This is a genomic window from Amycolatopsis sp. NPDC041971 (assembly GCF_055588925.1).
Genome location: NZ_JBVJCE010000001.1, coordinates 640,217 through 660,827, shown reverse-complemented (window position 1 = coordinate 660,827; position 20,611 = coordinate 640,217). Strand labels below are relative to the sequence as shown.

Annotated in this window: 20 protein-coding genes; 10 read left to right on the top strand and 10 right to left on the bottom strand. The window is 67.4% G+C overall.

Annotated elements, in window-relative coordinates; translation table 11 throughout:
• Positions 1-298 precede the first annotated feature (298 nt).
• Positions 299-1,942, bottom strand: coding sequence for a chromosomal replication initiator protein DnaA (gene dnaA / locus ACZ6DT_RS03305; RefSeq protein WP_465587883.1), 1,644 nt, complete (start codon positions 1,940-1,942; stop codon positions 299-301).
• Between the two features lie 602 nt (positions 1,943-2,544).
• Here dnaA and rpmH point away from each other — a divergent pair.
• The 9 genes from rpmH to ACZ6DT_RS03260 all read left to right on the top strand — a co-directional run bounded on the left by rpmH (position 2,545) and on the right by ACZ6DT_RS03260 (position 8,563).
• On the top strand, positions 2,545-2,688 hold the full coding sequence (gene rpmH / locus ACZ6DT_RS03300; protein WP_005154511.1) for a 50S ribosomal protein L34: 144 nt from the start codon (positions 2,545-2,547) through the stop codon (positions 2,686-2,688).
• Between the two features lie 23 nt (positions 2,689-2,711).
• Positions 2,712-3,131: a ribonuclease P protein component gene (gene rnpA, locus ACZ6DT_RS03295; RefSeq protein ID WP_465587880.1), complete on the top strand. Its 420-nt coding sequence runs from the start codon at positions 2,712-2,714 to the stop codon at positions 3,129-3,131.
• Positions 3,132-3,135: 4 nt separating this feature from the next.
• Positions 3,136-3,441 carry a membrane protein insertion efficiency factor YidD gene (gene yidD, locus ACZ6DT_RS03290; RefSeq protein ID WP_465587877.1) on the top strand — a complete coding sequence of 102 codons (306 nt, stop codon included), beginning with the start codon at positions 3,136-3,138 and terminating at the stop codon, positions 3,439-3,441.
• 4 nt (positions 3,442-3,445) lie between these two features.
• Positions 3,446-4,549 carry a membrane protein insertase YidC gene (gene yidC / locus ACZ6DT_RS03285; RefSeq protein ID WP_465587875.1) on the top strand — a complete coding sequence of 368 codons (1,104 nt, stop codon included), beginning with the start codon at positions 3,446-3,448 and terminating at the stop codon, positions 4,547-4,549.
• 30 nt (positions 4,550-4,579) lie between these two features.
• Positions 4,580-5,134, top strand: a complete 555-nt coding sequence (locus ACZ6DT_RS03280) for a Jag family protein (protein ID WP_465587872.1) — start codon at positions 4,580-4,582, stop codon at positions 5,132-5,134.
• A 209-nt stretch (positions 5,135-5,343) separates the two neighbouring features.
• Positions 5,344-6,024 (top strand): 16S rRNA (guanine(527)-N(7))-methyltransferase RsmG, encoded by a 681-nt coding sequence (rsmG, locus tag ACZ6DT_RS03275; protein WP_465587869.1) that lies wholly within the window; start codon positions 5,344-5,346, stop codon positions 6,022-6,024.
• Between the two features lie 64 nt (positions 6,025-6,088).
• A complete protein-coding gene (locus tag ACZ6DT_RS03270) occupies positions 6,089-7,018 on the top strand; it encodes a ParA family protein (protein ID WP_465587866.1) in 930 nt (309 codons plus the stop codon).
• Positions 7,015-8,031, top strand: a complete 1,017-nt coding sequence (locus ACZ6DT_RS03265) for a ParB/RepB/Spo0J family partition protein (protein WP_465587863.1) — start codon at positions 7,015-7,017, stop codon at positions 8,029-8,031. Before ACZ6DT_RS03270 ends, ACZ6DT_RS03265 begins: the two co-directional genes overlap by 4 nt.
• Positions 8,032-8,239: 208 nt before the next feature.
• Complete coding sequence (locus ACZ6DT_RS03260) at positions 8,240-8,563, top strand: hypothetical protein (protein ID WP_465587860.1); 324 nt, start codon at positions 8,240-8,242, stop codon at positions 8,561-8,563.
• Positions 8,564-8,679: 116 nt separating this feature from the next.
• Here ACZ6DT_RS03260 and ACZ6DT_RS03255 read toward each other — a convergent pair whose 3' ends face one another.
• Entirely contained in the window at positions 8,680-9,630 is a 951-nt protein-coding gene (locus tag ACZ6DT_RS03255; RefSeq protein ID WP_465587858.1) for a D-alanine--D-alanine ligase family protein, read from the bottom strand.
• A 36-nt stretch (positions 9,631-9,666) separates the two neighbouring features.
• Positions 9,667-10,986 (bottom strand): aminotransferase-like domain-containing protein, encoded by a 1,320-nt coding sequence (locus tag ACZ6DT_RS03250; RefSeq protein WP_465587855.1) that lies wholly within the window; start codon positions 10,984-10,986, stop codon positions 9,667-9,669.
• A 194-nt stretch (positions 10,987-11,180) separates the two neighbouring features.
• Between ACZ6DT_RS03250 and ACZ6DT_RS03245 the strand changes: the two genes are divergently transcribed.
• Positions 11,181-11,825 carry a GNAT family N-acetyltransferase gene (locus ACZ6DT_RS03245; RefSeq protein WP_465587852.1) on the top strand — a complete coding sequence of 215 codons (645 nt, stop codon included), beginning with the start codon at positions 11,181-11,183 and terminating at the stop codon, positions 11,823-11,825.
• Positions 11,826-12,143: 318 nt separating this feature from the next.
• On the opposite strand, the gene ACZ6DT_RS03240 is transcribed toward ACZ6DT_RS03245, so the two are convergent.
• The 7 genes from ACZ6DT_RS03240 to murJ all read right to left on the bottom strand — a co-directional run bounded on the left by ACZ6DT_RS03240 (position 12,144) and on the right by murJ (position 20,009).
• Entirely contained in the window at positions 12,144-13,292 is a 1,149-nt protein-coding gene (locus tag ACZ6DT_RS03240) for an N-acetylmuramoyl-L-alanine amidase (protein ID WP_465587849.1), read from the bottom strand.
• Positions 13,293-13,542: 250 nt separating this feature from the next.
• A complete protein-coding gene (gene trxA, locus ACZ6DT_RS03235; RefSeq protein ID WP_007032253.1) occupies positions 13,543-13,866 on the bottom strand; it encodes a thioredoxin in 324 nt (107 codons plus the stop codon).
• A 41-nt stretch (positions 13,867-13,907) separates the two neighbouring features.
• The gene (gene trxB, locus ACZ6DT_RS03230; RefSeq protein ID WP_465587846.1) at positions 13,908-14,903 is read right to left on the bottom strand and encodes a thioredoxin-disulfide reductase; all 996 of its coding nucleotides are present in this window, start codon (positions 14,901-14,903) and stop codon (positions 13,908-13,910) included.
• Positions 14,904-15,119: 216 nt separating this feature from the next.
• Positions 15,120-15,905, bottom strand: a complete 786-nt coding sequence (locus ACZ6DT_RS03225; RefSeq protein ID WP_465587843.1) for a hypothetical protein — start codon at positions 15,903-15,905, stop codon at positions 15,120-15,122.
• On the bottom strand, positions 15,902-16,561 hold the full coding sequence (sigM, locus tag ACZ6DT_RS03220) for an RNA polymerase sigma factor SigM (protein ID WP_465587840.1): 660 nt from the start codon (positions 16,559-16,561) through the stop codon (positions 15,902-15,904). Before sigM ends, ACZ6DT_RS03225 begins: the two co-directional genes overlap by 4 nt.
• A gap of 31 nt (positions 16,562-16,592) precedes the next feature.
• Complete coding sequence (locus ACZ6DT_RS03215; protein ID WP_465588812.1) at positions 16,593-18,152, bottom strand: protein kinase family protein; 1,560 nt, start codon at positions 18,150-18,152, stop codon at positions 16,593-16,595.
• A gap of 120 nt (positions 18,153-18,272) precedes the next feature.
• Positions 18,273-20,009 carry a murein biosynthesis integral membrane protein MurJ gene (murJ, locus tag ACZ6DT_RS03210; RefSeq protein ID WP_465588810.1) on the bottom strand — a complete coding sequence of 579 codons (1,737 nt, stop codon included), beginning with the start codon at positions 20,007-20,009 and terminating at the stop codon, positions 18,273-18,275.
• Positions 20,010-20,611 lie beyond the last annotated feature (602 nt).

The following is a 20,611-nucleotide window of genomic DNA, read 5'->3' as shown; positions in this document are numbered from 1 at the left end:
CCTTTAGACCACTTTGGACCTATGTGGACACGACGAAGGGGCTCCCCCTGAGCAGCGGAAGCCCATGAAACCCTTATGTGCTACCGACTTACGAGCAGATAAGCCTCGGTGAGGTCTGCTTGGCGACTCCGGGGTCTCCCCAAGGGCGCCCCGCGCCCGACGGAGACTTCACCGTCGAGCGCCCTCTTTCGGGCCGAAGGCCCACGTAAACGTGCCGAAGGGGCGCCTTCCCTCCCACCTTGAGGTGGAAGCGGAAAGACGCCCCTTCGGCACGTTTACGTCAGCGCTCGATAAAAAACTACTGCCTGGCGCGTTGCTTGATCCGTGAAGTCAGTTCCTGGACCTGGTCGTAGATGCGCCGTCGTTCGGCCATTTCCTTGCGGATCTTCTTGTCCGCGTGCATGACGGTCGTGTGGTCGCGGCCGCCGAAGGTCTGCCCGATCTTCGGCAGGGACATGTCGGTCAGTTCGCGGCAGAGGTACATGGCGATCTGGCGTGCGGTCGCGAGTGCCTTCGTCTTGCCGGGGCCGCAGAGGTCGTCGAGGGTCACGTCGAAGAACTCGGACGTGACGCCCATGATGGTGGGCGCGGTGATCTCGGGCGCGTGCGAATCCGGGATGAGGTCGCGGAGCACGATCTCGGCTAGTGCCACGTCGACCGGTTGCTGGTTCAGCGACGCGAAAGCGGTGACGCGGATGAGCGCGCCTTCGAGTTCCCGGATGTTCGCCTCGACGCGCGAAGCGATGAACTCCAGGACTTCGCCGGGAACGGCGAGCCGGTCCTGAGCCGCCTTCTTGCGGAGGATCGCGATCCGCGTTTCGAGTTCCGGCGGCTGGATGTCGGTGATGAGGCCCCACTCGAACCGCGTGCGCAGCCGGTCTTCCAGCGTTTCGAGGCGCTTCGGCGGGCGGTCGGAGGAGACGACGATCTGCTTGTTCGCGTTGTGGAGGGTGTTGAAGGTGTGGAAGAACTCTTCCTGCGTACCTTCTTTGCCTTCCAGGAACTGGATGTCGTCGACGAGCAGGATGTCTATGTCGCGGTAGCGGCGCTGGAAGGCGACCTTGCGGTCGTCTCGCAGCGAGTTGATGAAGTCGTTGGTGAACTCTTCGGTCGACACGTAGCGCACGCGCATGCCGGGGAACAGCCGCTGCGCGTAGTGCCCGACGGCGTGCAGCAGGTGGGTCTTCCCGAGTCCGGATTCTCCCCAGATGAAAAGCGGGTTGTACGCGCGAGCCGGTGCTTCGGCGACGGCGACCGCGGCCGCGTGCGCGAAGCGGTTCGACGCGCCGATGACGAACGTGTCGAACGTGTACTTCTCGTTGAGCTTCGTCTTCGACGTCTGCGGCTGCGCCGGCGCGGTGTAGGGCTGGCCAGCGATCGGCTGCCCGGAGAACGTCGGCCAGATCTCGGTCACGGCGGCGAGGGCCTCGCCCTCTTCGTCGACTTCTTCATCGCTGTCGTCGCCATCGTTGAGGCTGTTGTCCACGGGCTGCTGCCTCTGCTGCCTCGGGGGCCTCGGTTTCGGAGGCTCGGGCCGTGGCCTGTTCGGGGACAGCATGCCGTCACCGTCGGGCAGCGGAGGAGTACCCGGCCCCGGACCGGAACCGTTTTCCACCCGGCCGGGTGACGTCGCTTCATAGCGAGGGCCGGGCGAGGGCGGAGGCGGCGGCATCGAAGGCTCGGTGCTGTCGACCTTCACCGCGAGGGAGACCGCGCGGCCGAGCCGTCGCGAAAGGGCTTCGGTGATCGCGCCGCGGAGGGCGCGTTCGATCGCTTCTTTGGCGAAGTCGCTGGGGGCGGCGAGCAAGGCGGTGCCGTCGAGCAGGCCGATCGGCCGGGTCACCCGCATCCAGGCGCGCTGCTGCGGGGAGAGGGTGCCATCCGACAGTTCGCGCACGACCTGTTCCCAGATGACGCCAAGATTGTGCTGGTGATCGGACACCTGCCTGACTCCCCTCCCCTCATCGGTGCGTGCGGCGAGATCACTCAGCGGCCCGAAACGCCGGGTCGAGCGTCATCATGGCCCGATCGGCACATGCGCACAGCGAATATCCACATGGTTGTCCACAGCTGTGCACTAATGTACGGCTGCCCGCGATGACGCCACCTGCGGGATCGCCGTATGCCGACGGGACGCCTCCACATCCGGTGAGGACACCCGGGCGCCTGCACCGTTCCACCTCGGTGAAAACCCGGGAGGGGCACGCTAACAAGCCCCGCTCGTCGCCACAAGGCATCCTCGAGCGCAAGCATTTCACGGTGTACGGCGTGTTGCCATTCGATGCCTTCGCGTCGTCGGCGATCACTCTTCACGCCTGTCGCGGTCCGTGGTCGAGGGGGTGCCTGCCGGACCCGGCCGGTGGGTGCGTACCCTCGTAAGGTCTCCCGTATACAGCGGGGGCGTTTCGCGTGCCCACGTTGTCGTCGCTCGACGTGACGAGGCCACACGTTGGTAGGAGACACCAGAGACTGCCGTGCGTCAGCACGACACGCCAGGAACGGGTCGAACCGTTCCCGGCGGCCGAGAAACAGGAGAAGTTAGTCGTGAGCAAGGGTAAGCGCACCTTCCAGCCGAACAACCGCCGACGCGCCCGGGTCCACGGGTTCCGGCTTCGGATGCGGACCCGCGCCGGCCGGGCCATCCTGGCGGCTCGCCGTCGCAAGGGCCGCGGCGCGCTGTCCGCCTGATCCGGCCGCCGTCGAGGGACGTCGTGCTGCCGGCCGCCGCGAGGTTGCGGCGCAGTGAGGATTTCCGTGCCGTGATGCGGCGTGGGGCCAAGGCAGGCAGGCGCCGCCTCGTCGTCCATGCGTTGACCACGGACCCGCCCGATGCCGCCGAAGCGGCGCGGGCGGGTTTTGTGGTGAGCAAGGCGGTGGGGAATTCGGTGGTCCGCCACCGGGTCACCCGCCGGTTGAGACATCTCGTTTCCGCCAGGCTCGGAACACTGCCGCCGGGCAGCTCGTTGGTGATACGGGCACTACCTCCGGCCGCGGACGCGTCCAGCGCGGAACTCGGCTCGGATCTCGACGCGTCGTTGCGGCGCCTCGGGCTCTCCGGGCCTTCGGCGCATTCTGTCGCCACCGGGAAGTCCCGCCAGGCGCGACCCCCCGACAACGGATCAGCGGTGTAACGGCATGCGAGCCACCGAGAACGAGACCACCGAAGACGCCCGGCCCGGCCCGGTGGCATGGGTGCTGCTCCTGCCCATCAAGCTGTACCGCAAGGCGATCTCCCCCTTCCTTCCTCCGGCGTGCCGGTTCTACCCGAGCTGTAGCGCGTACGCCGTCGAGGCACTGACCCGGCACGGCGCCGGCCGCGGCAGCTATCTCGCGGTCCGGCGTCTGCTGCGCTGTGGCCCGTGGACCATGCCCGGCCGCGACCCGGTACCCGAGACGTTCTCGTGGCGCCACCGCCGACCTGAAACACCGATCGAGGAGTAGCTCAGTGCTCGACTTCATCTACTACCCCGTGTCCTTCATCTTGTGGTGTTGGCACAAGGTCTTCGGGCTCGTGTTCGGTGAGGCGAACGCGATTTCCTGGGTCCTCGCGATCATCTTCTTGACGGTCACCGTCCGCGGCATCATGTTCAAGCCGTTCGTGAACCAAGTCCGGTCGATGAAGAAGATGCAGGACTTCGCGCCGGAAATGAAGAAGATCCAGAAGAAGTACTCGAACGACCGGCAGCGCCAGGCGATGGAGATGCAGAAGCTCCAGAAGGAGCACGGCGTCAACCCGCTGGGCAGCTGCCTGCCGATGCTGCTTCAGATCCCGGTCTTCATCGGTCTGAACCACGTGCTGCGGATGTTCACCATCAACCCGTACGGCGGCCCGAAGACCGAGAACTACTTCTTCGACCAGGCCGGCGTCGAGTCCTACGTCCACGCGAAGCTGTTCGGCGTCAACCTCGGTGACGCCATCTACACCGGCGTCGACATGGTCAGCGGCGGAAACACGGCCGCGGGGTTCCACTGGGGCGTGGCTCCGGTCGCGATCCCGCTGATGATCATCGCGAGTATCGCGACGCACCTCACCGCGCGGCACTCGGTCGAGCGCCAGAACCCCGAGTCGGCCACCCCGCAGACCGCGATGATGAACAAGCTGACGATGTACGTCTTCCCGATCGGTGTCCTCGTCTTCGGTGCGCTGTTCCCGATCGGCCTGCTCATCTATTGGCTCGCCAACAACGGCTGGACCCTGATGCAGCAGCGCCTCGTCTACACGAAGATCGACAAGGAAGAAGAGGCCCGCAAGGAAGCCGAGAAGGAGAAGCGCGCAAACCTCGGCCCGAAGCCCGGCCAGAAGCCGACCGCGCCGCGCCCCGGCCAGAAGCCGGTCCAGCAGAAGAAGAACAAGTCGTCCTCCGGTGGACAGGTCAAGAAGGCGGGCTCGCCCCACGGCTTCGCCCAGACCGCTCCTTCCGCTGCGGAGAAGAAGGACGCCAAGGACGCATCAGCCGAGCCGTCGACCAACGGCTCGAAGGAGAACGGCGCGGAAGCGACCGAGCTCATCTCGGACTCGACTAAGAAATCGGGCCGGAAGCGTCGCTGACGCCGATCCGGGCCGGAGAGGAGACCAGTAATGGCGGAGACGATCGACACGATCGACGCCGAGGAGAACAGCGCGGCCGAGGTTGAGGACGCCGCTGAAGAGACCCGCAAGGGAGGTGTCGACGACGACGTCCTCGTGAAGGAGGGCGACATCGCCGGCGACTACCTCGAGCGGCTGCTCGACCTTTTGGACTACGACGGTGACATCGACCTCGATGTCGAAGCGGGCCGCGCGATCGTCAGCATCGACGGCGGCGAGGATCTGGAGAAGCTTGTCGGCCCGCGCGGCACCGTGCTGGAGGCGCTGCAGGAGCTGACGCGGCTGGCGGTGCAGCAGGAGACCGGTTCGCGGAGCCGCCTGATGCTGGACATCGCGGGCTGGCGCGCGGACCGTCGCGAGGAGCTCCGTGAGCTCGGCCGTTCGACCGCCGAGACAGTGGTCTCCTCCGGCGAGCGTGTCCGGTTGCAGCCGATGAGCCCGTTCGAGCGGAAGGTCGTGCACGACGCGGTCGCCGCGGTCGACGGGGTCAAGAGCGAGAGCGAAGGAGAGGACCCGAAGCGCCGGGTCGTCATCTTCCCCGCCTGACAGCTACTGGACAGAAGCGGCCCGCCGGTCATCCGGCGGGCCGCTTCTTCGTGGCGGGGTGAATTACAGCCGTGGCGTTTCACGTGAAACGCGCGAGACGAGTGGAGTTGTCCACAACTTCGGTCTGTCTCCCCGCTTTACGGTCGGCGTCATGGACAATCGGTGGAGCGCGTTTCACGTGAAACGACGTCGAGGGTTGAGGAGCAAGAGTGGGTTTGGACGGGGTCGCCGCAGCGGTTCGGAGTGCGGCGTCGGAAGTATTCGGAGACCACCTCGAGCAAGCCATCGGCTACGTCGAACTCCTGGAGCGGCATGGCGTGGAGCGCGGACTGATCGGGCCGCGCGAGGTCGACCGACTGTGGGAGCGTCACGTTCTCAACTCCGCCGTAGTCGGCGAACGCATCCCCGACGGTGCCCGCGTGGTCGACGTCGGCTCGGGTGCGGGGCTTCCGGGTGTACCGCTCGCGATCAGCCGACCGGACCTCGATATCGTTCTGCTCGAACCGATGGCCCGCCGGGTCGACTGGCTGGCCGAGGTTGCCGAGAAGCTGGAACTCCCCATCACCGTTGTCCGCGGGCGCGCGGAGGAGCAGCAGGTACGTGAGGAGCTCGGTGGCGCTGACGTCGTCACCGCCCGGGCGGTCGCTCCCTTGGCCCGGCTCGCGAACTGGTGTCTCCCGCTCGTGCGTTCCCAAGGCGCTCTGGTCGCCCTCAAAGGAGCGAGCGCTGGAGAAGAAATCGAACGCGATCGCGTCGCCGTCCGGAAGGCGGGCGGAGACGAGCCGGAAGTTTTCGAGTGCGGTACCAAGGTGCTTGAGGTTCCGAGCACGGTCGTCGTGATCCACCGCCTGCCTCCGAAACCGTCTCGGTCGCGCGGCAGGCGCAGCTAACCCGGTTCCACGTGAAACAACGCCGAACGACCCCACGTCTAATCACAGAGGAGGCTCGAGACCGGTGACTCCCCCGCCGTCCGACCCTGCGAGCGCCGGCCAGGAACTCGGCTGGACGCCCATCGCCGAAGAAGCCGTCCGCGCCGCCAGCGTGCTGCACCCCAAGGAGGGTGCGCTCCCCCGGCCGACTCGTCGGCGAGTGCTGACGGTCGCCAACCAGAAGGGTGGCGTCGGCAAGACGACCAGCACGGTGAACCTCGCCGCCGCCCTGGCCGTCCACGGGCTCAAGACGCTCGTGATCGACCTGGACCCTCAGGGCAACGCGAGCACCGCGCTCGACATCGATCACCGATCCGGCACTCCCTCGATCTATGAGGTGCTGATCGGCGAGGTGACGCTCGCGGAAGCGGCGGCGCAGAGCGAGCAGTCACCCAATCTCTACTGCGTTCCCGCGACCATCGACCTCGCTGGTGCCGAGATCGAACTCGTGTCCATGGCGTCCCGCGAGATGCGGCTCAAAGAGGCGCTCTCTTCCGAGGTCCTCGACGAGATCGGTGTCGACTACGTCTTCATCGACTGCCCACCGTCGCTCGGTCTGCTGACCGTCAACGCGATGGTCGCCGCGCAGGAGGTGCTGATCCCAATCCAGTGCGAGTACTACGCGCTTGAAGGTCTGGGGCAGCTCCTGAGCAACATCGAACTCGTCCAGGCGCACCTCAACCGCGAACTCAGCGTCTCGACGATTCTGCTCACCATGTACGACGGCCGGACGAAGCTGGCCGATCAGGTGACGAACGAGGTCCGGAACCACTTCGGGGACACTGTCCTCAAGACGGTCATCCCTCGCAGCGTGAAGGTGTCCGAGGCGCCCGGCTACGGGCAGACCGTCCTCGCGTACGACCCGGGTTCCCGTGGCGCCATGAGCTACGTGGACGCGGCGAAGGAGATCGCACAACGGGGTGCGGAGATGAAGGAAAGGAGCGGTACGGCATGAGCGAGCGCAGAGGGGGGCTCGGCCGCGGGCTCGCCGCCCTGATCCCCACCGGTCCGCCACCGGGCTCTGCGGCCCCCGCTGAGAGCGGCTCCGCCACGGTTCCCGTTCCCGCGGTCAAGCCCGCGGGGCCGGACGACAAGGGCTGGTTCGCGGCCAACGGTGAGGCCGGTTCGCACGGCGGCGCGGTTGCCGGCGCGGTCTACCGCGAGGTCCCGCTCAGCCAGATCAAGCCGAACCCGAAGCAGCCGCGGCAGGTCTTCGACGAAGACGCGCTCAACGAGCTGGAGCACTCGATCCGCGCGTTCGGGCTCATGCAGCCCATCGTGGTCCGGGAGCTGGGCACCGACGAGTACGAACTCGTCATGGGCGAGCGGCGGCTCCGCGCGTCTCAGCTGGCGGAGCTGGAGGTGATCCCGGCGATCGTTCGCCAGACCGCCGACGAGGCGATGCTGCGCGACGCGCTGCTCGAGAACATCCACCGCGTTCAGCTCAACCCGCTCGAAGAGGCGGCCGCGTATCAGCAGCTGCTCGACGAGTTCGCGGTCACGCACGAGGAGCTGGCAAGCCGGATCGGGCGCAGCCGCCCGGTCATCACGAACACGATCCGCTTGCTCAAACTCCCCCTCGCGGTCCAGCGACGGGTCGCCGCGGGGGTGCTTTCGGCGGGCCACGCGCGGGCCCTGCTCTCACTCGAGGACGCCGACAGTCAGGAAGAGCTGGCTGCGCGGATCATCGCGGAGGGCATGTCGGTCCGCGCGACCGAGGAAGCCGTCACGCTCAAAAAGAGCGAAAAGCCGGCCAAGCCGAAGCCCGCACCCCGCAAGCCGATCCAGGCGCCCGGACTCCAGGAACTGGCGAACCGGCTTTCGGACCGGTTCGACACTCGCGTGAAGGTCGACTTGGGCCGCCGTAAGGGGCGGATAACCCTCGAATTCGGCTCCGTCGACGATCTTGAACGCATCGTGGCGCTCATGGATCAAAATCAGGCAAATCAGACACGTGAAACCGATTAGGGATCACCCCAGGTCGTTTTGTCACGGTGACGATAGCTGACTGCTGATGGTTCACTCACGTTGAGTACTTGAACTGGGGGCAAGTATGAAGGCGCTCTTTGGCGGCCGAAATCCACGCGCGCTGGATGGAATCGTGTTGGTCGGTCGCCGAGACCGAACTGTTCGGTCAAACTGACTCGTTCGCGGCGGGCTCTCGGAGATGTTTCCCGTGAAACGAGCCGCCGACGAGGTTGCAGCGCCGAAGACCGATCCGGAGATGTACTTGACCGCGTGCCGTCTGGTGAACGTCGAGCCCGTTGACGCGCTGGCTTTCGAGGATTCGCTGACCGGTCCGCCATTCGTCCGCTTCCAGAGTCCGGCCCGCAATGAACGAGGAATCTTCACCGGGGTCTTCGGTCTCGTCAACGGCCTCGCCGGGGCCGGGCGCCTCATAGTCGAGCAGGAAGCCTTTCCTCGGGCGAACAACGCTTGGTTCGACTCGAACTTCACCAACCGGCGCACACCGATCCGAGCGTCTACGGCGCGGAGCTGAACCCCGGCGCCGCGGCGTGGTTCAAGGCGACCGCCCATGTCTTCATCGTCGCCGTAGCCCGGAAATGAAAAAGAGGACTCGCCCACACCGGGCAAGTCCCCTTCGTCGAATCAGGCTCAGCTCTTGCGGGCGATCGCCCGGCCGACGAGGTCGGCGAAGACCGATCCGAGGGTGGCACCGGCCGCCTCGATCGCGACCGGAACGATCGACGTCTCGGTCAGGCCCGGCGACAGGTTCACCGCGAGGAAATAAACCGTGCCGTCTTCGGCGACCACGGCGTCGGTGCGTGAGATGTCGCGAAGCCCCAGTTGCCGGTGCACGGCGACGGCCAGCTCGCCGACCGCCTTGGCGGCGTCGTCGGGGATCCGCGCGGGAGTGAAGAAGTCCGTCAGCCCAGCGGTGTAGCGGGCGGTGTAGTCATACACGCCGCTTTCCGGGACGATCTCGACCGCGGGCAGGGCTTCGGGGCCTCTTTCGCCTTCGATGACCGTCACGGCGACCTCGACGCCTGACACGAACTTCTCGGCGAGGACGGTGTCGCCGTACGCGAAGCAGCCGACCATCGCTCCGGGCATCTCCGCGGCGTCCTTGACGACCTGGGCGCCCAGCGCCGAACCGCCCTGGTCGGGCTTGAGGATCAGGGGCAGGCCCAAGGTCTCGACCATCGCGTCCAGCACGGCCTGCGCCCCGAGTTCGCGAAAAGTACTGTGCGGCAACACGACCCAATCCGGCGTGGTGAAGCCCGCGTCGGCGACGAGCGCCTTGGCGGTCGGCTTGTCCCAAGCGCGGCGGCAGCCTTGCGAACTGGTGCCGACATAAGGCACGTCGAGCATCTCCAGCACCGTCTGCACCGCGCCGTTCTCCCCTTCACCGCCGTGAAGGGCGACAATGGCCGCGTCGGGGCGCTGGGTGCGAAGACGTTCGAGCAGACCCGCGTCGGTGTCCCATTCTTCGACGATGAGCCCTTCCGCCCGCAACGCGACCGAGAGCCGGCGCCCGGAGCGGAGAGAGACATCGCGTTCGTGGGAAAGTCCGCCTGCGAGTACGGCAACGGTGCGGTCGACCACCGAGGACTCCTTTTGTGCTTGGGGACGTCCGGCCGATCAGACCGTGTCCGGAGAGGGGTTCTGCGGCCCCGAGATCGAGCGTGGGCTCACGTTACCGAAGGTACGCGCCAAGTCCATTTCGGACTCGAGCACCGCGGCGAGCCGCCGGACGCCTTCGCGGATCCGCTCGGGTGTCGGGTAACAGTAGGAAAGACGAAGTTGTCTGCTGCCGAATCCGTCGGCGTAGAAACCGGTTCCGGAGGCGTACGCGACCCGGGCCGTGACGGCTCGCGGCAGCATCGCCTTCGTGTCCACGCCTTCGGGGACGGTCATCCAGACGTAGAAACCGCCGTCGGGTTTGGTCCAGCCGCATCCGGCGGGCATGTGCTGTTCGAGCGCGGACAGGATCGCGTCCCGGCGCTCCCGGTAGTTCTCGCGGAAGGTCTTGATCTGACCCATCCAGTCGTGAGTCGCGAGGTATCGCGACACGATCAACTGGTTAAGCGTCGGTGGGCAAAGGGTGGCGGACTCGGCCGCGAGCACGAGTTTTTCCCTGACGGCGTGCGGCGCGAGCACCCAGCCGACCCGCAGTCCGGAGGCGAAGGTCTTCGAGAACGAGCCCAGGTACACAACGTTGTCGGGGTCGATCGAGCGGAGTGCCGGGTACGTCTGCCCGCTGAAGCCGAGCAGGCCGTACGGGTTGTCTTCGACGATGAGGATATCGTTTTCGCGGCAGATCTCCACGATCTCCGCACGTCGCTCCACGGCCAGCGTGACGCCGCCGGGATTGTGGAAGTTGGGGATCGTGTAGAGCAACTTGACCCGGCGGCCCGCTTTCCGGGTCTCCGCGAGCGCGGCACGCAGGCCTTCGGGGACCAGGCCGTGGTCGTCCATCGCGACATGGACGACGTCCGCCTGGTACGCGGCGAAAGAGCCGAGTGCGCCGACGTACGAGGGGCCTTCGGCGATGATGACGTCGCCCGGATCGCAGAACAACCGGGTGACCATGTCGAGCCCCATCTGGGAGCCGACCGTCACGACGACGTCGTCCGGGTGGGCCTTGATGCCCTCGAGGGCCATGATCTCGCAGATCTGCTCGCGCAGCGCCGGGACGCCGTGCGCGGAGCCGTACTGGAGCGCGACCAGGCCCTCTTCGGCGATGAGTTCGCCGACCTGCGCGGACAACGTGTCCAATGGGAGCGCGGCGAGGTTCGGCATCCCGCCGGCGAGCGACACCACCTCGGGACGACTGGCGACCGCGAACAAGGCCCTGATCTCGGAGGCAGTCATCCCGGCCGTACGCGCGGCGTAGCGGTCGAGATGAGGGTCGAGGTTGTGTCGGCCGGGCTCCGGCCGGACAGGGCGATTCTCGGCCATCAGGCGCTTCACCGTGCTTCGCAGTGGACATAGTCGCTACCGACTGGTAGTTCCATCGAGTGTAACCACCCTCCCTTGTGGGGCCCTGGCCTTCCGGTGTTCATCACATCGGCCTATCCTCGGTCAGGTCCCCTTCAGTGAGTCCTGCTCGGGACAGGGCTGCGTCGGGTGTCGTCGTTCAGGGAGGTTTGTCGGTGTCGCGTCGCGTCGTGGGCGTAACCCTGGACAACCTCGATCATCTGCCCAAGAGCTGTCGCCGCTGTGTGTACTGGGAGCTGGCGCCGCATATGAAGGCGCAGGCCGAAGAATACGGCGCGACGGAGGTCGAAAAGGAAGCCTGGGTCTCCAGCGTGCTGCTGGAGTGGGGTTCCTGCGGCCGGATCGTCTACAGCGATACCTTGCCCGTCGGTTTCGTGCTCTACGCGCCGCCGAACGCCGTGCCGCGTTCGCTGGCCTTCCCGACTTCGCCGCCCGGTCCGGACGCGGTTCTGCTGACCGCCTTCCAGATCCTCCCCGAGTTCCAAGGTGGCGGACTCGGCCGGATGCTGGTGCAAGCCGTCGCGAAGGATCTGACGAAACGCGGGGTCCGCGCGATCGAAGCCTTCGGTGACGCCAAGCCCGAAGAGACCGATCCGGACGGCGGGCACAGCTGCGTGCTGCCCGCCGCGTTCCTGCAGAGCGTTGGCTTCAAGACCGTGCGGCCACATCCGCGGTGGCCGCGGCTGCGACTGGAACTTCGGTCGGCGATCTCGTGGAAGGAAGACGTGGAGGCGGCCCTCGAACGGCTGCTCGGCCAGGTCTCCATCACGACGGCCGAGCCGAGCATGGGCCGCGCCTGACCGCTCCGTCTTTCTGGACGATCACCTTTCATGACGCTCAGATGCGCCGTTCTAGCAGACTTTTCGGGCACGCGCAGTGGCTGTCCCCTGCCTTGGGGACAGCTGTGGGTAACCCGCCGAGTTATCCACAGATCGCTGCTAGGAGCGGTGGAAAATCTGTGGATGGGTAGGCTGGACCTGGGGACGCCCCCCGGGAAGGGCGGGGGCTGCGCGCCGGTGGGGCTAGGGGTGGCGTGCTTCGGCGAGGGGTGACACAACTGGTTGTGCCGAGGGTGTCGGCCAGGGGAGGTGCGCCCGCGTGGGGATGTGGAGGAGTGGCTACTCCGCTTTGGCGAGTTCGTGGGCCAGGACGTCGGCGAAGGTGAACGTGCCTGTCGGCTGGTCCCCTTCGCCGAGGAGGTACAGGCGCTTCACGGCGACCAGGATGCCTTCGGCGACGACGTCGCGGAAGGCCGGGTCCGCCAGTTTGCGGCTGTCTTCCGGGTTGGTCAGGTAGCCGATCTCGATCCGCACCGCCGGGCAGCGGGTGCGGGTGAAGATCTCCCAGGTCTTGTAATGCGTGCGGCAGTCGCGCATGCCGGTGCGTGCGGCCAGCTCGCGCTGGATGAAGCCCGCCAGCAGCTCACCGACGGTCGACGTGGCGCCGTTTCCGGTGCCGAAGTGGAAGCTCGCGACCCCCTGCGCCTTGGGCGAGGGGTTCTTGTCGTGGTGCAGCGAAAGGAACAGGTCGGCGCCTGCCTCGTTCGCGAACTTCGCCCGCTCACCCTCGGTCGGGCTCTGGTTCGGGCCGCGCGAGATCAACGCCTCCATGCCCGTGGCCTGCATCCGGCCTTCGAGCCGTCGGGCGAGGTCCCAGGCGATGTCCGCTTCACGCAGACCGCCGGCGACGACACCGAGGTCCTCGCCGCCGTGGCCGGGGTCGATCACGATGCGCTTGCCGCGCAGCCGGGGGCCCGCCTGCCGCACCTGTTCCTGCTCGCGCAGGAAGACGGGACGGCCACCGCGGGCACGCGGCGAGGAGAGCCGGTGCAGCTCGCGGATCGTGGCCGGGCCGCACATACCGTCCGCCACGAGGCGCATGTCACGCTGGAAGGTCTTGAGCGCGCGTTCGGTCTGGGGACCGAAGTGCCCGTCCGGGCGGCCGGCGTCGAAACCGAGTTCGGTCAGCCGCTCCTGGAGCGCGAAGACGTCGTCGCCCTGCATGGGGGCGGAGAACATGTAGGTCAGCGGGCGGCTGCCGAGGTGGAAGCCCGCGCCGCGAAGCGCCTGATAGGTGGCCGGACCCACCAGACCGTCGGTGATGAGCCCACGGCGCTGCTGGAACGCCCGCACGGCATGTTCCATCGCCGTGTCGTAGACCTCGTACTCCCCGGATTCGGTCACCGGCGGGAGCAGCTCCATCGCCGCCAGCGTGGACCTGATCTCGGCGACGTCCGGTCCGGCGTCACCGCGGCGGAGTACCCGCATGCACTCCTCGCTCTTCCCTTGGGGCACCGATCGAGCTCGATGCACGACTGTGAAAACCCTGCGGGGCGAACCCCGGTGCTCTATTGTGCCCTGCGAACTCTCGGTGAGCGCGGAGGCCCGGTCGGTGCGTCAAGTCCCCGTTCGTGGAACCGATCCAAGCGTTCCTGTGACGATGAGATTTACCCAGTCTGCCCAACGACGAAACCCGGAGCCTGGGCAGGCTCCGGGTTTCGGCAGAGGAAAAGCGAGATCAGAGGACGTCGGCGAGGTCCGACAGCAGCGCGGCCTTCGGCTTGGCGCCGACGATCTGCTTCACCGGCTTGCCGCCCTGGAACAGGATCAGCGTCGGGATCGACATCACCTGGTAGTCACGCGCAGTATTCGGATTGGCATCGATGTCGAGCTTCGCGATGGTCAGCTTCTCGCCGTTTTCCGCCGCGATCTCCTCGAGCACCGGGGCGACCATCTTGCACGGGCCGCACCAGGTGGCCCAGAAGTCGACCAGCACGGGCTTCTCGCTCGTCAGCACATCGTCGACGAACGTCTTGTCGGTCACCGTCACGGTGTTGGCCATGGTGTCTCCTTCTGGGTGGTGAAACTCCGGTGTAGGGGAAGTCAATTGGTGGAAGCGCCGTAGCCGCCGCCGACCAGCTCAGGGGTCTCCTGGGCGGTCTCGACACCGGCGTGCTCCGCCAGCCATCGTTCCGCGTCGATCGCCGCGGCGCAGCCCGAGCCCGCGGCGGTGATCGCTTGCCGGTACGTGCGGTCGACCAGGTCGCCCGCCGCGAAAACACCGGGAAGGTTCGTGTACGAGGTCCGGCCCTGGGTGAGCACGTAGCCGTCCTCGTCGAGGTCCACTTGACCGCGCACCAGTTCGCTGCGCGGATCGTGACCGATCGCGACGAAGAACCCGGTCACGTCCAGCTTGGACTCCTCGCCGGTCACCGTGTCCTTGAGCTTGAGGCCCTCGACCTTGCCATCGCCCTCGACCCCGGTGATCTGCTTGTTGAGCGCCCACTTGATCTTCTCGTTCTCGCGGGCACGCTCCAGCATGATCTTGGAGGCGCGGAACTCCTCACGACGGTGGACGATCGTGACGGACTTGGCGAACTTCGTCAGGAAGGTCGCCTCCTCCATCGCGGAGTCGCCGCCGCCGGCGACCACGATGTCGTGGTCGCGGAAGAAGAAGCCGTCGCAGGTGGCGCAGGCCGAAACACCGCGACCGAGCAGCTCCTGCTCACCGGGCACGTTCAGGTAGCGGGCCGCGGCGCCCATCGAGAGCACGACCGCGCGGGCCGCGTAACGGTTGCCGTTCGCGACGACGTACTTGACGTCACCGGTCAGCTCAACGGACTCGACGTCCTCTTGGCGCAGGTCGGCGCCGAAACGCTTCGCCTGCTCGCGCATCTCTTCCATGAGGTCGGGGCCCTGGATACCTTCGCGGAAGCCGGGGAAGTTCTCGACCTCCGTCGTGGTCATCAGCGCACCGCCGAACTGAGTGCCCTCGAACACCAATGGTTCGAGCTGCGCTCGTGCCGCGTAGACAGCGGCGGTGTAACCCGCAGGACCCGACCCCACAATGATCAGGTTCCTGATCTCCTCGGCAGCCACCCGTGACCTCCGCTCGGTAGTGACCTGTTCACCAGGCTCAACACGATCGTAGGGGCCGGTGTTCCCGTGGTGACCGGCGCTACTTTCTCCCGCCTTGCGCCAGGGCGGAGATCCGATCTCTAGCGCCGCTAGGAAAGCTAGCGCGATAGCAAAGGTCCCCCGCTCCCCCCGAAATGGGACTGGTGGGGAGCGAGGGACCAGTGAGGTTTCGGCCGGCTACTTCTGTCCGATGATTTTGTCGAAGAGAATCGCCGGGTTGCCCGGGCCGCAATCGGCACCGAAAGCGACGATGCGGAACTGGGCGAGTTTGCCTGTGGTGTAGATCACCATCACGCCGTCCTTGCCCGCGACGTTCACCGGCCGGATGCCCTCCGGTCGCACGTCGGCGTCCATTCCGGCCGCGGCGACACAGGCGTCGAGCCGCTCTTCGGTCTTCAGCGAACCGAAGTCGCGGACACCGATGGCCTTGCCGACGAGCGCTTCGGCTCCTCCGCCGTCTCCGCCGACCGAAGAGCCGGTGGGGGCGGGAGGAGGCTGTGCGACGCCGCCCGGCGTCGACTGCCGCGTCGTGGGCACGACGATCGCGACGGCGGCGATCGCCGCCGCGGCCACGGTCGCTATCCCGGCGCCCCAGCCGATCCGCTTGTTCCGCCGCCGCCGTGCGGCCGCGAGGTCCACCACCGGGGCGACCTGCTCCTGCTGCCCTTCAGGTGTGCCTTGAAACGCAGGCGACACCCGCATCTCGGCGGCCAGCGCGGCGTCGATCCGTGCCGCGAACTCCGCGGGCATCGGAGCGACCGGCTCGTTCGCGAGTTCCGCGAGGTCGGCCGTGGTCGCTTCGAGTGCTTCGATGATCGCCAGTGCTTCGGGGTCGGCGTTCACCCGCGGCCACAGTTCGGCCGCTTCCCGCCCGTCCAGCACACCTGCGTGCAGGTCGGCGAGCACATCGACAGACCACGGCGGACCGACGGTCCCACCGATCCCCCTGCTCTCGTCTGTCATCGTCCCTCCCCGTCACCCGGCGTGCCCTGAGGACGCCTGGCACCCCGTTGCGGGGTAGCGCGCTCTCGTTTGCTTTCGTGAGTTGGGACGTTCGCAATCGCATCGGGGTTCCGTAGATGACCGAGAACCTTCGCGAGCTTTCCGCGACCTCGGGCACATCTGCTCTTGACCGTGCCTTCCGCGATTCCGAGCATCTTCGCCGTCTCGGCGACGGAGTATCCCTCCACGTCGACCAACACGATCGGGGCACGTTGCTCTTCGGGAAGCTGGTCGAGGGCTTCCTTCACGACGAGGCTCGTCTCGCGTTCGGACATCGAGTCACGCGGCGAGGCGGGCTCGTTGTACTGCCCGGTCTCGGGCAGCGGAACGGTCGGTCTGGCCTTGCCCCGCCGGATGCGGTCGAGGCAGGCGTTGACGACGATGCGGTGCAACCACGTCGTCACCTGCGATTCCGCTCTGAAATTGCCCGCTGCTCGGAACGCGGAGATGAACGCGTCCTGCAGGGCGTCCGCGGCTTCTTCCGGATCCCGCAAGGTGCGCAGGGCCACCGCCCACATGCGGTCTCGATGTCGCTGGACCAGTTCACTGAACGCGCGCGGGTCACCGGCGGCATGCGCCGCTATGAGATCCGCGTCCGTTGGAGCTGCAGCTGTCACCCGGGAGAGCCTACTGACCCCGTGTTCCGAGTCACCCCGCAGGCAGGAAGGTCAGCTCTTTGAGGTCGGTGACGAACTTGCCGCCGTCGTCTTCACCCAGCTGAGTGATCCAGATGATGAAGTATTGACCCTGCTGAGGCTGCTGCAAGGCGATGGTCGACTCGCCCGCCGCGAGGTCCCCGGTGCCGACGACCTTCGTCTCGTCGAGCTTCGGGTTCTTCTTGTCCGCGGAGCGGATCTCGACCTTCGAACCGGGGCTCGCCGAGTCGATCTTGACCTGGCTGAGGGTGATCGGGTCCTTGAAGGTCACGACCAGTCCGACACCGTCCTTGAGCACCGGGAACTGCTTGTCGTACTGGTCGGTCTTCCACGAGGTGCCCGCGTCGCCGTCGGTGGCGTTCTTGGCCTTGCCCGGGCTGTCGCCCTTGCTGCCCGGGTTGAAGACGGTGACGGCCGACGGCGTCACCGCGGCTCCCACGGCCGGGGACGGCTTCTGCTGAGCGGGCGGCGGCTGCTCGCCCGAGGGGGGCGCGACCTGTGAGGACGAGGGCGCGGCGACGTTGATCTGCGGACCGCTGGACTTCGATTCGCCCTGGAACAGGTTGATCAGCATCATCCCGCCCCAGGCGAGGATGACCACGGTCGCGACGACCAGCACGGTCACGCCGAACGCCAGCTTCTTGCGCCGCGCGACGTCCTTCACCGGTTTCTTCGTCGTCCAGACCGTGCCGTCCGGTTCGACCACGGCCTCTTCCTCGCCGACGGCCTTGATCAACTGCGTACGCTCTTCGGCTTCGGCGACCTGGCCCAGCACGCGCAGGATGGCCGCGCTGGTGCGGATGCCGCCGTGGCCGCCGTCCTCGATGGTGCGGACGGCGAGCGAGGACAGCTCCACCGGCACCGCCGGGACCAGTGACCGCGGCGGGATGACGCGGCCGGTCGGCCCGTGCGGCGCAGCCGGGACCGCGGCCGGACCGCCGGGAAGGGCCCAACGGCCGGTCAGCAGCAGATACAGGACCGCGCCGAGCGCTTTGACGTCGTCGCGAAGGGTCGCTTCGGGCAAGGGGCCCGGGAAGGCGAGCTTCAGCGCGCCATCCGGGGTGAGCCGCAGGCGCTGCGGATGGTCGAGGCCGAGGACGAGCCCGTTCTGATGGGCGTGGTCGACGGCTTCCGCCAGCGCCTGCACCATCCGGGCCGCCGCGGCGGGCGCCACTGGGCGCTGCGCCACCAGGTCGACCAGGTCGCTGCCCTTGGTCCATTCCGCCACGACGACACCGAGCAGACCTTCGCTCGAGGTGACGCCACTGCCGAGACTCAGCACGTCGAGGACGCGCGCGACCCCGCCATGGCCGAACTTCGAGGCGTGCGCGGCACGCTCCAGCGTCCGGCGCGCGAGCCTCGCGGCCTCCGCGTCCGCCGGATCGCCGACCAGCAGCGTCAGCGCCACATCCCGCTTCAGCTGGCCGTCGCGCGCACGCCAAAGGTGCGCGGCGGCTCTTTCGTCCACCCCGAACTGTGCGAGCAGGCGATACCGGCCGTCACCGACGACCCGGCCAGGGGCCAGCGACCCGCCTTGGGCCCGGATGCCCACCTGGCTCGCCTCCCCTGCCTGTTCGCTCCGTCTCGTATCCACCGCACTCTCCCGCGTAGCTCCCGCCCCGAGGGTACCCAGAATACGACCCGTGGACGCGCGTCATCCGTGCGCGAATCGTTATCTCCGTTTGATCATCCGGGTGATCCTCGCCGTGGCGGGCCTCAATTCCTCGACCTTCAAGGCCATGAGCACGCCGAACGACACCACGATCCCGACCGCCGTCTGCAGGAGAAGTTTCACCCAGGCATACAAAGTAGGCCCGAACGAGTCGGGGACGATCTGCCCGGCGAGCCAGGCCGCGCCGACCCCGAGCACACTCGCGACGACCGTGAAGAGGATCACTCCGAGAACCCGCTTGCTCCGGAGATTTCCGAGGGTCACCCACAGCCAGACCTGACCGAGGATCGCACCGACGACGAATGTGAGGCCGTTGACCATCATCACGCCGAGCACGATGTTGTCCGGGGACAGCAGCGCGGGGCACAGGTACAGCAGCGGCACCTTCACCACGGTCATCACGATCATGATCAGCACCGGCGTCCGCGCGTCCTTCATCGCGTAGAACACCCGCATCTGCAGCATGACCAGCGCGTACGGCAGCAGCGCGAACGCGGAGATGGCCAGTGCCTCGCCCATCCGCGACGCGTTCTCGACCGTGCCCTTGCCCAGCGTGAACAGCGCGATGCCGACTGAACCGCCCACCACGGTCATCACCGCGGAGATCGGCAGGAGCGTCACCGTCGAGATGCGCGACGCGTAGGAGAGATCTCCGATCAGCTTCTTGTGGTCACCGTCCGCGGCCGCGCGGCTCATCCTCGGCATGATCGCGGTCAGCAGTGACACCCCGATGACGCCGTACGGCAGCTGAAAGAGCAGCCACGCGTTGCTGTACGCGGTCACGCCGCCTTCGGAACCGCTGGTCAGCACGCGGGTCGTGATCGTGTAGCCGACCTGGCTGACCGCGACGTAGCCCACGGTCCAGAGCGCGAGCCCGCCGAACTCCTTCATGCGCTTGTCGATGCCCCAGCGCCATTTGAACTTGAACCCGGACCGCAGCAGCGGCGGGATCAGCAGGACCGACTGCGCCACGATGCCCGCCGTCACGCCGAGGCCCAGCGTCAGCAGTTTCGGGTCGGTGATCGACACCGGATCGGTCGAAATGTTCCCCGGCATCACCCACACCACGAGGATGGTGAAGATGACGACCAGGTTGTTGATCACCGGCGCCCACGCTGTCGGGCCGAAGATGTTCTTCGCGTTCAGGATCGCCGAGAGCAGCGCGAACACGCCGTAGAAGAAGATCTGCGGCAGCAGCAGGTAGGCGAACGCGGTGACCAGCGCGGGATTGGCGTCACCGTTGTCGTCGACGTAGAGCTTGGTGATCAGCGGCGCCGCGAAGACCGCGATCGCCGTCCCGGCGACGAGCAGCGTGCCCGCCACCGTGACCAACCGCTGGGTGTACTCCTCTCCGCCGTCCTTGTCGTCCTGGGACCGCACGAGCAGCGGGACCACGAGGCTGGAGAGCACACCGCCCATCAGCAGTTCGAAGATGATGTTCGGCATCGTGTTGGCGACGTTGAACGAGTCGTTCTCCACCTGGGCGCCGATGGCCGCGACCAGCAGCAGCTTCCACGCGAAACCGGTGATGCGGCTGATCAGCGAGGCGATCGCCATCCGGCCGCTGGACTTCGCGATCGACGGCGCCTTCGCCGGGGCGGCGACATCCTGCTCGCCTGTCTCCCCCGGCCGCGGTTTGACCAGCGGCGCGTCCTTGATCGCCGGCATGACCTGCGTGGCGAGCTGGTCGTACGGGCGGAGGACGTCGGGGTCGGCGACCGGCCAGCGCGATCCCATCGGGACGCCGGGGGTGCGCGGGATGAACCGGGTCGCGTCGGGTTCGTCGCGCCGGTCCTGCTGCCACGGGCGGACCGGTGGCGGCTGGCGACGACCACGATGCGGCGGAGGCGGTGTCTGGTTGAGCGCCTGCGGTGCCGTCGTCGGACGGCGCGGCGGCGGTTTCGGCGTTGGCGTCGACGCCGGCGGGTTCTGGGACGGCTGCGGCCCCTGCGGTGGCGGAACCGGCTGACGCCGGGTCGGCGGCGGTGGTGTCCCCTGTGGCGGTGTCCCCTGCGCCGGGGGCACCTTCCGCGGCGGCACCTGCACCGGCGGCGGGTTCTGGGGTGGCCTCAGCCGCCGTGTCTCGTCGTCGGGACGGCCGGCGATCCGCTGACGCCTGCCGTCGGGCGGTGGCTGCTGAGGAGGCGGTGGCTGCTGAGGAGGCGGTGGCTGCTGAGGAGGCGGTGGCTGCTGAGGAGGGGGCGGCTGCTGGGAAGGCGGCGGCACCGCCCGCCGCGGCCGCTCACCGCGTTCGGGCGGGAGCTGCTGCGGGGGCGGCGGACGACGTTCGGGACGTCGTGCCGGACCATCGGGGCGGCGGGGCGGGGGCGGAGTACCTT